This is a genomic window from Pseudomonas sp. KH_050, from assembly GCF_057838875.1.
In genome coordinates, this window is record NZ_CM174478.1 from 2410885 (window position 1) to 2422859 (window position 11975).

Annotated in this window: 9 protein-coding genes; all 9 read right to left on the minus strand. The window is 59.7% G+C overall.

What is annotated here, in order from left to right:
* The 9 genes from nuoH to AC3IUA_RS11045 all read right to left on the minus strand — a co-directional run bounded on the left by nuoH (position 1) and on the right by AC3IUA_RS11045 (position 11957).
* Positions 1-1008 (minus strand): NADH-quinone oxidoreductase subunit NuoH, encoded by a 1008-nt coding sequence (gene nuoH / locus AC3IUA_RS11005; RefSeq protein WP_489360817.1) that lies wholly within the window; start codon positions 1006-1008, stop codon positions 1-3.
* On the minus strand, positions 1005-3719 hold the full coding sequence (nuoG, locus tag AC3IUA_RS11010; RefSeq protein ID WP_489360819.1) for an NADH-quinone oxidoreductase subunit NuoG: 2715 nt from the start codon (positions 3717-3719) through the stop codon (positions 1005-1007). The genes nuoH and nuoG overlap by 4 nt, the downstream gene beginning before the upstream one ends.
* A gap of 126 nt (positions 3720-3845) precedes the next feature.
* On the minus strand, positions 3846-5207 hold the full coding sequence (nuoF, locus tag AC3IUA_RS11015) for an NADH-quinone oxidoreductase subunit NuoF (protein ID WP_489360821.1): 1362 nt from the start codon (positions 5205-5207) through the stop codon (positions 3846-3848).
* Positions 5204-5701 (minus strand): NADH-quinone oxidoreductase subunit NuoE, encoded by a 498-nt coding sequence (gene nuoE, locus AC3IUA_RS11020; protein ID WP_128871311.1) that lies wholly within the window; start codon positions 5699-5701, stop codon positions 5204-5206. The genes nuoF and nuoE overlap by 4 nt, the downstream gene beginning before the upstream one ends.
* A gap of 2 nt (positions 5702-5703) precedes the next feature.
* Positions 5704-7488 carry an NADH-quinone oxidoreductase subunit C/D gene (nuoC, locus tag AC3IUA_RS11025; protein ID WP_489360823.1) on the minus strand — a complete coding sequence of 595 codons (1785 nt, stop codon included), beginning with the start codon at positions 7486-7488 and terminating at the stop codon, positions 5704-5706.
* 72 nt (positions 7489-7560) lie between these two features.
* A complete protein-coding gene (locus AC3IUA_RS11030) occupies positions 7561-8235 on the minus strand; it encodes a NuoB/complex I 20 kDa subunit family protein (RefSeq protein WP_489360825.1) in 675 nt (224 codons plus the stop codon).
* 10 nt (positions 8236-8245) lie between these two features.
* Complete coding sequence (locus AC3IUA_RS11035) at positions 8246-8659, minus strand: NADH-quinone oxidoreductase subunit A (RefSeq protein WP_007929187.1); 414 nt, start codon at positions 8657-8659, stop codon at positions 8246-8248.
* A 700-nt stretch (positions 8660-9359) separates the two neighbouring features.
* On the minus strand, positions 9360-10685 hold the full coding sequence (gene aceA, locus AC3IUA_RS11040; protein ID WP_090185648.1) for an isocitrate lyase: 1326 nt from the start codon (positions 10683-10685) through the stop codon (positions 9360-9362).
* Between the two features lie 510 nt (positions 10686-11195).
* A complete protein-coding gene (locus tag AC3IUA_RS11045) occupies positions 11196-11957 on the minus strand; it encodes a secretin N-terminal domain-containing protein (RefSeq protein ID WP_489360828.1) in 762 nt (253 codons plus the stop codon).
* Positions 11958-11975: the final 18 nt, after the last annotated feature.

An 11975-nucleotide genomic window follows, 5' to 3' on the forward strand; every position in this document is an offset into this window, starting at 1 on the left:
TCACTGAGCCGCGCCGGCGGGCGTGTTCATCAACACGATCGCAGCGGTCACCAGCAGATTGATCAGGGTCAGCGGCAGGCAGAATTTCCAGCTGAAATCCATCACCTGGTCATACCGTGGGCGCGGAATCGATGCGCGCAGCAGGATGAACAGCATGATGAAAAACGCGGTCTTCATAGCGAACCAGATGAACGGGATCTGCGGCAGAATGCCGAAAGGTCCGTGCCAACCACCGAAAAACAGAGTCACCAGCAGCGCCGAGATCAACACGATGCCGATGTACTCACCGACGAAGAACATGCCCCATTTCATGCCGGCGTATTCAATGTGGTAACCGTCGGCCAGTTCCTGTTCCGCTTCCGGCTGGTCGAAGGGGTGACGGTGAGTCACGGCCACGCCAGCGATGAAGAAGGTACAGAAACCGAGGAACTGCGGAATGATGAACCACAGATTCTGCGCCTGATATTCGACGATGTCGCGCATGTTGAACGAGCCAACCTGCGCCACCACGCCCATCAGCGCCAGGCCCATGAACACTTCATAGGACACGGTCTGGGCCGAGGCACGCAAGCTGCCGAGTAGGGCGAACTTGTTGTTGCTCGACCAGCCGGCGAACAGCACCGCATAGACCGACAGACCGGCCATGGCGAAGAAGAACAGCAAGCCGATGTTCAGGTCCGCGACACCCCAGGTCGGGGTGATCGGGATGATCGCGAACGCAATCAGCAAGGCGCTCATGGCCACCACCGGTGCCAGGGTGAAGATCACCTTGTCGGCAAACGGCGGAGTCCAGTCTTCCTTGAAGAACATCTTGATCATGTCGGCGGCGATCTGGAAGGCGCCGAACGGGCCAACCCGGTTCGGACCGTAACGATCCTGCCAGAGGGCCAGCAAACGCCGTTCGACCCAGCTCAGCAGCGCGCCGCAAACCACCACGGCGAGCATAATCACGATGGCCTTGACCACCGCGATGATCACGTCGATCACTTCAGGGGTGAACCAGGTCATTGCGCTGCCTCCTGCAGACCGTCAACGGATTTGCCAAAGATCGCCGGAGGAATACCGGCAATACCAGCCGGCAATGCGACCAGACCAGCACCCAGCTCTTCATTGATGCGCAGCGGCAGACGCAGGGTCTGGCCAGCCACGTTCAAGCTCAGCATAGCGCCGTCGTTGACACCCAGGCGATCGGCTTCGGACTTGGCCAAAGCGACGTAAGCAGCCGGGATGCGTTCCTGAACAGGTGCGGCTTTGGAAGAGGTCTCTTCGCTGCCGAACAGGTGATAGAACGGTACGACCTGCCAGGTGCCTTGAGCCGGGTTGAACGCGCGCGGAACAGCGGCGAACCAGTTCAGGCGATCACCCTGGCTTTCGATCAGGCGGGTGCCTGGGTCGCCAGCACGGAGATGACCACCGACTTCGTCCTGGAACTTGTTCCAGGCTTGCGGCGAGTTCCAGCCCGGAGACCAGGCGAACGGCACTTGCTGACGCGGTTCGACGGAGCCCGAGTAGCCTTCCATGGAGAACGAGAACGCGGTGTCGTTGTCCTGGGAAGTACGCGGCTCGTGCACGCTGATGTCGGCACGCATGGCGGTCCGGCCACTGTAACGCAGCGGTTCGCGGGCCAGTTTCAGGCCTTTGATGCGGAACGCGGCGGACGGTGCGGCGCTGACGATGCCGGCCAGTTGCGAGTTGCTGGCGGCGCAGGCGGCGGTGACGTGGTCCAGTTGGGTCCAGTCCAGCGGCTGGTTCAGCAAGGTCGAGCGCAGGGCATGCAGCCAGCGCCAGCCTTCATGAACCAGGATGCTCGCGTCCAGGTAAGTCGGGTCGAAGACCTGGAAGAAGCGCTGGGCGCGGCCTTCCTGGCTGACCAGGGTGCCGTCGCCTTCAGCGAAGCTGGCGGCTGGCAGAACCAGGTGCGCGCGATCGCTGGTGGCAGTCTTCTGATGATCCGCGACGATCAGCACTTTCGCGGCGCTCAGGGCAGCATCGACCTTGGTCTTGTCGGTACGGGTGTACAGATCGTTTTCCAGGACCACAATGGCGTCGGCCTGGCCGTCGATCACCGCTTGCAGCGCAGCGTCGACCGATTCACCACCGAGCATGGCCAGGCCGAGGCTGTTGGCCTCTGGCACGATCAGGCTGATGGAACCGTTCTTCTCGCGCAGCTTCAGGGCCTTGGCGATGTTCGCCGCGGCTTCGATCAGCGCTTTGGAACCCAGGGAAGTACCGGCGATGATCAGCGGACGTTTGGCGGCGAGCAGGGCGTTGGCGATGCGCCGGGCCAGTTCGAGTGCTTCGCTGTCCAGGCCTTCAACGGCTGGAGCGCTGGCATCGAGGGCGTGGGCCACGGCGAAACCGATGCGAGCCAGGTCGTCGGGAGCGGCGTGAACGCACTCTTCGGCGATATCGTCGAGTTTGGTTTCAGCCAGGCTGGCAATGAACAACGGGTTCAGCGCGTCCTGGCCGATGTTCTTCACCGCGGCATCCAGCCAAGGCTGAACACGCATGGCGTCGGCCATCTCTTCGGCCTTGCCCTTGACCGACTGACGCAGGGCCAGGGCCATGCGGGCAGCGGTCTGGGTCAGGTCTTCACCGAGGACGAAGATCGCGTCGTGGTCTTCGATGTCGCGCATGTTCGGGATCGGCAGCGGGCTGCTTTTCAGCACTTGCACGACCAGGCGGATGCGTTCCAGCTCACCGGCTTCGATACCCGAGTAGAAGTGCTCGGCGCCGACCAGTTCGCGCAGGGCGTAGTTGCTTTCCAGGCTGGCACGCGGCGAACCGATACCAACGATGTTTCGACCACGCAGCAGGTCAGCGGCTTTATCCAGGGCTTCGTCGAGGCTCAGCTTGGCGCCGTTGGCCAGCAGCGGCTGACGTGGGCGATCCTTGCGGTTGACGTAGCCATAACCGAAACGGCCACGGTCGCAGAGGAAATACTGGTTCACCGAACCGTTGAAACGGTTTTCGATGCGGCGCAGTTCGCCGTAACGCTCACCCGGGCTGATGTTGCAACCGCTGGAGCAGCCATGGCAGATGCTCGGCGAGAACTGCATGTCCCACTTGCGGTTATAGCGCTCGGAGTGAGTCTTGTCGGTGAACACACCGGTCGGGCAGACCTCGGTGAGGTTACCGGAGAATTCGCTTTCCAGGGTCCCGTCTTCAACGCGACCGAAGTACACGTTGTCGTGGGCGCCGAATACACCGAGGTCAGTACCGCCGGCGTAGTCCTTGTAGAAGCGCACGCAGCGATAGCAGGCGATGCAGCGGTTCATTTCGTGAGAGATGAACGGGCCCAGTTGCTGGTTCTGGTGGGTACGCTTGGTGAAGCGGTAACGGCGCTCGTTGTGGCCGGTCATTACCGTCATGTCTTGCAGGTGGCAGTGACCGCCTTCCTCGCAGACCGGGCAGTCGTGCGGGTGGTTGGTCATCAGCCATTCGACGACGCTGGCGCGAAACACTTTGGCTTCTTCGTCGTCGATGGAAATCCAGCTGCCGTCGGTGGCAGGGGTCATGCAGGACATGACGATACGACCACGCTTGTCGTTCTCGTCGGTGTACTGCTTGACCGCGCACTGGCGACAGGCGCCAACGCTGCCGAGGGCGGGGTGCCAGCAGAAATAGGGAATGTCGAGGCCTAGCGACAGACATGCCTGTAACAGGTTGTCTGCCCCATCGACTTCGAGCGCTTTGCCGTCTACGTGGATAGTGGCCATGGTTCAAAGATCTTCGTTGGCCCGGTGTCAGCGGGCGTGGCTAATGGAATCCTGGTGCTCATCCGGCGCAAACAACGCGACTTCGGATGATAAGAGGGCGGCACGGACCACCCTCGTTCGATACGTTTACGCGCCGACCGGGATCGGGATCGGGCGAGCCAGAGGCGGGACGACAGCACTGGTGGGTGCAATGCCGGCTTCGAACTCTGGACGGAAATATTTGATTGCGCTGCCCAATGGCTCCACGGCGCCCGGTGCGTGAGCACAGAAGGTCTTGCCCGGGCCGAGGAAACCGACCAGACCCAGCAGGGTCTCGATATCGCCGGCTTGCCCTTCACCGTTCTCCAGTGCGCGCAGGAGCTTGACGCTCCACGGCAGACCGTCACGGCACGGGGTGCAGAAGCCGCAGGATTCGCGGGAGAAGAACTCTTCCATGTTGCGCAGCAGCGAGACCATGTTGACGCTGTCGTCCACGGCCATCGCCAGACCGGTACCCATACGGGTGCCGACCTTGGCGATGCCGCCGGCGTACATTTGCGCGTCCAGGTGCTCGGGCAGCAGGAAACCGGTACCGGCGCCGCCTGGCTGCCAGCACTTGAGCTTGAAGCCGTCGCGCATGCCGCCGGCGTAGTCTTCGAACAGCTCGCGTCCGGTCACGCCGAACGGCAGTTCCCAGAGGCCAGGGTTCTTCACTTTGCCGGAGAAGCCCATCAGCTTGGTGCCGTGGTCTTCACTGCCTTCGCGAGCGAGGGATTTGTACCAGTCAACGCCGTCGGCAATGATCGCCGGCACGTTGCACAGGGTCTCGACGTTGTTCACGCAGGTCGGCTTGCCCCACACGCCAACGGCGGCCGGGAAGGGCGGCTTGGAGCGCGGGTTGGCGCGGCGGCCTTCGAGGGAGTTGATCAATGCGGTTTCTTCACCGCAGATGTAACGCCCGGCGCCGGTGTGGACGAACAGCTCGAAGTCGAAACCGCTGCCCAGGATGTTCTTGCCCAGCAGGCCCGCGGCCTTGGCTTCTTCCACGGCACGGGTGAGGTGCTTGGCGGCGGTGGTGTATTCGCCACGCAGGAAGATATAGCCACGGTAGGTTTTCAACGCGCGAGCACTGATCAGCATGCCTTCGATCAGCAGATGGGGCAGTTGCTCCATCAGCATGCGGTCTTTCCAGGTGTTGGGCTCCATTTCATCCGCGTTGCACAGCAAGTAGCGGATGTTGATGGATTCGTCTTTTGGCATCAGGCCCCACTTGACACCCGTGGGGAAGCCCGCGCCGCCACGACCCTTGAGGCCGGAGTCCTTGACGGTCTGGACGATATCGTCCTGAGACATGTCAGCGAAAGCCTTGCGCGCAGCAGCGTAGCCATTCTTGGACTGGTACTCGTCGAGCCAGACGGCTTCGCCGTCGTCACGCAGGCGCCAGGTCAGCGGATGGGTTTCTGCATTGCGCGCGATGCGGTTGGCAGGGCCGAATGAAGTCAGGGTCATACGTAGCCCTCCAACAGTTTGGCAACGCCGGCAGGCTGTACGTCACCGAAAGTGTCGTCGTCGATCATCAACGCCGGCGCCTTGTCGCAGTTGCCGAGGCAGCAGACCGGCAGCAGCGTGAAACGGCCGTCGGCAGTGGTTTGACCCAGGCCGATGCCCAGTTTGCTCTGGAGCTCGCTGACCACCGACTCGTGGCCGCCGATGTAGCAGACCATGCTGTCGCAGACGCGAATGATGTGACGGCCGACCGGCTGACGGAAGATCTGGCTGTAGAACGTCGCCACGCCTTCAACGTCGCTGGCCGGAATGCCGAGGATCTCGCCGATGGCGTAGAGCGCGCCATCCGGCACCCAGCCACGTTCCTTCTGGACGATCTTCAGGGCTTCGATCGACGCCGCGCGCGGGTCTTCGTAGTGATGCAGCTCGTGCTCGATGGCCGAGCGCTCGGTTTCGCTCAAGGCGAAACGGTCTGTCTGGATAAGCGTGCTATTCATGCTTAGCGGTCCACGTCGGCCATAACGAAATCGATACTACCCAGGTACGCGATCAAGTCCGCGACCATGCTGCCTTTGATCACCGAAGGGATCTGCTGCAGGTGCGGGAAGCTTGGTGTACGAATCCGGGTGCGGTAGCTCATGGTGCCGCCATCGCTCGTCAGGTAATAACTGTTGATACCCTTGGTCGCTTCGATCATCTGGAAGGATTCGTTGGCCGGCATCACCGGGCCCCACGAAACCTGCAGGAAGTGCGTGATCAGGGTTTCGATGTGCTGCAGCGTGCGCTCTTTCGGTGGCGGCGTAGTCAGCGGGTGATCCGCCTTGTACGGGCCTTCCGGCATGTTGCGCAGGCACTGGTCGATGATCTTGACGCTCTGGCGCATTTCTTCGACGCGAACCATGCAGCGGTCGTAGGCATCGCCATTGGCCGCCAGCGGTATTTCGAACTCGAAGTTCTCGTAACCGGAGTAGGGGCGAGCTTTGCGCAGGTCGAAGTCGCAACCGGTGGAACGCAGGCCGGCACCGGTGATGCCCCATTCCAGGGCCTCTTTGGTGTTGTAGGCGGCGACGCCGACGGTACGACCCTTGAGGATACTGTTCTGCAGGGCCGCCTTGGTGTATTCGTCGAGGCGCTTGGGCAGCCATTCAACGAAGTCCTTGACCAGTTTGTCCCAGCCACGCGGCAGGTCGTGAGCGACCCCACCGATGCGGTACCAGGCCGGGTGCAGACGGAAGCCGGTGATGGCTTCGATCACCGTGTAGGCCTTCTGGCGATCGGTGAAGGTGAAGAACACCGGGGTCATGGCGCCGACGTCCTGGATATAGGTACCCAGGAACAGCAGGTGGCTGGTGATCCGGAAGAACTCGGCCATCATGATGCGGATGGTGTCGACCTTGTCCGGAACCTTGATGCCCGCCAGCTTCTCGACCGCAAGCACGTACGGCAGGTTGTTCATCACCCCGCCGAGGTAGTCGATCCGGTCGGTGTACGGGATGAAGCTGTGCCAGGACTGGCGCTCGGCCATTTTCTCGGCACCACGGTGGTGGTAGCCGACGTCTGGCACGCAGTCGACGATCTCTTCGCCGTCCAGTTGCAAAATGATGCGGAATGCGCCGTGAGCCGAAGGGTGGTTCGGACCGAGGTTGAGGAACATGTAGTCCTCGTTGGCACCGGAGCGTTTCATGCCCCAGTCTTCCGGCTTGAAGCGCGCGGCTTCTTCTTCCAGTTGATGCTTGGCCAGGGTCAGGCTGAAGGGGTCGAACTCGGTGGCGCGGGCCGGGTAGTCCTTGCGCAGCGGGTGACCTTCCCAGGTCGGCGGCATCATGATCCGGGTCAGGTGTGGGTGGCCGGCAAAGTTGATGCCGTACATGTCCCACACTTCACGCTCGTACCAGTTGGCGTTTGGCCAGATCGAGGTGACGGTCGGCACGCTGAGGTCGCTCTCGGACAAGGCGACCTTGATCATTACGTCACTATTACGTTCGATCGACATCAAGTGATAGAACACAGTGAAGTCGGCACCGCTCGGCAGCCCGTTGCGCTTGGCGCGCAGACGCTCATCCACGCCATGCAGGTCATAGAGCATGACGTACGGCTTGGGCAGATTGCGCAGGAAGGTCAGGACTTCGATCAGTTTGGCACGGGTAACCCAAAGCACCGGCATGCCGGTGCGGGTGGCCTGGGCGGTAAACGCCTCAGGGCCAAAACGGTTGTTCAGTTCGACGACCACATCTTGGTCGTCTGCCTTATAAGGCGGGATGTACAGAGCACTGCCTGTAGTCATGGTTTTTTATCGCTTTCGGTCAACGTAAAGAATGAAGCCAGGTTCTCGTTTCTTTGTAAGAACAGAGCTGGATCAGACTTCGTCGGGGCTGCGCAGGTTGGTTACCTGAATACGCTGTTCACGGCGCTGTTCCTTTTGCGACGGCATCTCGGCGCGGTAAACGCCCTGATCACCAACGACCCAGGAAAGTGGGCGACGCTCCTGGCCAATCGACTCCTGCAACAGCATCAAGCCTTGCAGGAATGCTTCAGGGCGGGGCGGGCAGCCAGGCACGTAGACGTCCACGGGCAGGAACTTGTCCACCCCTTGAACGACGGAGTAGATGTCGTACATGCCACCGGAGTTGGCGCACGAACCCATGGAGATAACCCATTTCGGTTCGAGCATTTGCTCGTAGAGACGCTGAATGATCGGCGCCATCTTGATGAAGCAGGTTCCGGCAATAACCATGAAATCCGCCTGGCGCGGTGATGCCCGGATAACCTCGGCGCCAAAGCGCGCGATGTCATGGGGCGCCGTGAAGGCGGTAGTCATTTCCACGTAGCAGCACGAAAGGCCGAAGTTGTACGGCCACAGGGAGTTCTTGCGACCCCAGTTGACCGTACTGTTCAGCACGTCTTCGAGCTTGCCCATGAAGATGTTTTTGTGGACTTGATCTTCTAACGGATCGGAAACGGTGTCCCGTTCGCCGATCGGATACTGCTCGTTAGGAGCATCGGGGTCGATCCTGGTGAGATTGTATTGCATCGCCAAAGCCTCATTGTTTCAGCTTCGCTTGCCGCTTACGACGACCTTCCGGAGCCCAATCAAGTGCCCCCACTCGCCAAAGGTAGACAAGACCTGCCAACAGAATTGCTATGAAAACGAGAGCTTCGACAAATCCGGTCCAGCCGCTTTCGCGGACGGACACAGACCAGGCAAAGAGAAAAAGGGCTTCGATATCGAAGATCACGAAAAGCATCGCGACCAGATAGAATTTGGCTGAGAGCCGTAAGCGGGCGCCACCGGTAGGTAGCATGCCGGACTCGAACGGTTCGTTTTTACTGCGGCCCCAGGCTTTGGAGCCGAGCAGGCTGGAGACGCCGAGCATGAAGGCACAAAGGCCGCCGACACCCAGAAGGAAAATGGCAAAGCCCCAGTTATGGGCCATGAGTCCTGTCGCTTCGGGCATGCTGGTAATCCTTAACAGAGAGCAAGGGTCTCTGAGCTTGAAAAAGTAATAAAGCAGTGACGATATGTCGCAGCGCAATCGATCCAGCTGATTTTATGGCTAAACACCGTGCAAGTAAATTTTCTATAGCGAAATTATTTAGCAGAATAAGGACATTACGTGCCTCCGGGCCCACGCAGCCCATGCGTTGCGGGCATTAGACGGGGTTTTGTTAATTATGTTTTGTGGGTGGTGTAATGAACGGTTTTCGCGCTAAATGATAATCAATATTATTTGTGGTGGATTTTAAACTGTTATTCATGGTTGCGGCCAGGAAGTTGCCCTTACATACCCATTATCGCAAGTTTTGAGCGTAGCCTTTTTAACCTTTTTTGCAGGGGCCGATACTGCTTTTGATCAATTTTTTGTGACACTGACTGAGGGCCTGGTGAGCGCGCGGGCGCTTGTGTGCAGGGTAAGCCTGATACAGGTCGCGGCTGAGGGGAAGTCGACTTTGGGTGCAGTGGTCTAATCCGAAAGGCGAGTTATCCGAAGCGTTCCCCGCAGGTAATGACGCTTACCCGACCTCGCCAGCTGCTACGGGACTGTGTGAATCGCAGACAAAAAAACGCCCCGAACCAGTCGGGGCGTCAGATATGCGGCATTGCAGTTAGCTTTCTACTCGGTCTGCAATGGCCGTCTGCTCAGGTCGCGAAGTCGATCAGTGGAACTGTTCTTCTTCGGTCGAGCCGGTCAGCGCGGTAACCGAAGACGAGCCACCTTGAATCACGGTGGTCATGTCGTCGAAGTAGCCGGTGCCAACTTCCTGCTGGTGAGCCACGAAGGTGTAACCCTTGGCAGCATCAGCGAACTCTTGCTCTTGCAGTTTCACGTAGGCAGTCATGTCGTTGCGGGCGTAGTCGTGCGCCAGGTTGAACATGCTGTGCCACATGTTGTGAATGCCGGCCAGGGTGATGAACTGGTGCTTGTAGCCCATGGCGGACAGTTCGCGCTGGAACTTGGCGATGGTCGCGTCGTCCAGGTTTTTCTTCCAGTTGAAGGAAGGCGAGCAGTTGTACGACAGCAGTTGGTCCGGGTATTCCTTTTTGATCGCTTCGGCGAAGCGACGGGCTTCGTCCAGATCCGGCTTGGCGGTTTCGCACCAGATCAGGTCGGCGTACGGAGCGTAGGCCAGGCCGCGAGCGATAGCCTGGTCGAGGCCGGCGCGCACTTTATAGAAGCCTTCCTGGGTACGTTCGCCAGTGACGAACGGCTGGTCGTACGGGTCGCAATCGGAAGTCAGCAAGTCAGCTGCGTTGGCGTCGGTACGGGCCAGGATGATGGTCGGGGTACCGGCAACGTCAGCCGCCAGACGGGCAGCGGTCAGCTTCTGTACAGCTTCCTGGGTAGGAACCAGTACCTTGCCGCCCATGTGGCCGCATTTTTTCACGGAAGCCAGTTGGTCTTCGAAGTGAACGCCGGCGGCGCCTGCTTCGATCATGCTTTTCATCAGCTCGTAAGCGTTCAGTACGCCGCCGAAACCGGCTTCGGCGTCAGCCACGATTGGCGCGAAGTAGTCGATGTAGCCTTCGTCGCCCGGGTTCTTGCCAGCTTTCCACTGGATCTGGTCAGCACGACGGAACGAGTTGTTGATGCGCTTGACCACGGTCGGTACGGAGTCGACCGGGTACAGCGACTGGTCCGGGTACATCGATTCTGCAGAGTTGTTGTCTGCAGCCACTTGCCAGCCCGACAGGTAGATTGCCTGGATACCGGCTTTGACTTGCTGTACAGCCTGGCCGCCAGTCAGGGCGCCCATGCAGTTGACGAAATCTTTCTCAGGACGGAAGGACGGTTTGGCGCCTTGGGTGACCAGGTTCCAGAGTTTCTCGGCGCCCATACGTGCCAAGGTGTGCTCAGGTTGAACCGAGCCACGCAGGCGGACGACGTCAGCAGCGGAGTAAGCGCGAGTCACGCCTTTCCAGCGTGGGTTTTCAGCCCAATCTTTTTCGAGGGCTGCAATTTGCTGTTCGCGTGTCAGTGCCATGGAGATAAACCTCGTCGCGTCTTGTATGAAAAAGTCGTTCTTGGTTGGAAAATTCTTGCTGCCAGATACGCAGGTTTGAAAGTTGCGTAAAGGGTGCTCGCTGACCAGAAGCTTAGGTCAAGTCAGGCTTGGCGGGGAACGCGACGGGTGAACGATGGGCTCGAGAATGGAAGTGAGCAGGTAAGGGCGAACTGCCGGGCACATTCAGGCATCGTGGGCCTTCATGTGATCAAACAGTGTGTAGCCGAACTACCTAATTACGCTTCCGTCCCTCGGGACAACTTCGTTCCAGTCGCAACCTCGTCAAACTGCCTTGTGGGCGGTACAGACACGAATCGGCTCAGGTGGGTAAGTCAGAGCGGCGATCCGAAGGCCCTTGCCAGGGCCCCTGATTAGCGGGAGCGGGGCCATCATGCCTTCGGTTTTCTAACCCGTCAAATGTTTTGTAGTGCTTTTTTTGAGCCACTACATCTTTGGTCTAATACGACTAATCAGTCAGTTTTTGGTGCTTTAGTCCAGCGTTTCCACTTTCACGCGCAAGATCATGTCATCCCGGCCTTGTGTCGCATAGCTGCGGGCCAGAGCCTGTTTGTCGGCCTGAGTCTGGCGATTGACCCCGGCCAGGGTGATCCACTCGCCAAGCCGGCCACTGATGGTGCTGTCGGTGCTTTGCACGTTCACTACATCGGGATGTTCCTGGCTCATTCGGTCACGATTGGTGCTGATATCGAGATGGACGATGTCGCCGGTGATGCTGGCGGTGACGTAGAACCCCTGGGTGACGTTGCGGTACTGGGTCTGGTTTTGCAGGCGGCCGTAGGGGTCGATCAGGGTGCTGGTCAGCGGCACGCTCTGGCCAACCTGGATCAGTGCCGGTGCGCCTTCGCTGGCCTGAATCTGCTGAATGCCACCGTCACGGCTGGCCGTGCTGCGGCTGATGATGCGGGGCTGGGAGTTGGCGCCGCCATTGACCGAGTAACCCTGTTGGTCCTGGGTGTTGTTTTCGTTGGTGTCGACGGTGATCAGCAGGCGCTTGGGGGCGGTGTCCAATTGATCGAGAAAGGCTCGCAGTTCGGTGATTTTCTCCGGTTCGGCGTTGACGATCAGTTGATTGCCGTAGGCGCTGACCTTGCCGTCCTTGCCGACGAAGTTCTGCGCTACAGGCAGGAGATCGGCGCTGGTGCGGTAGTTAAGCGGCACGATCTCGGTGGCGGCGACCACTGAGAAACTGCAACTCAGCAGCAGCGTGGTGAGCAGGGTGCGTAGGGACATGTCCGTTTATCTCCGCAA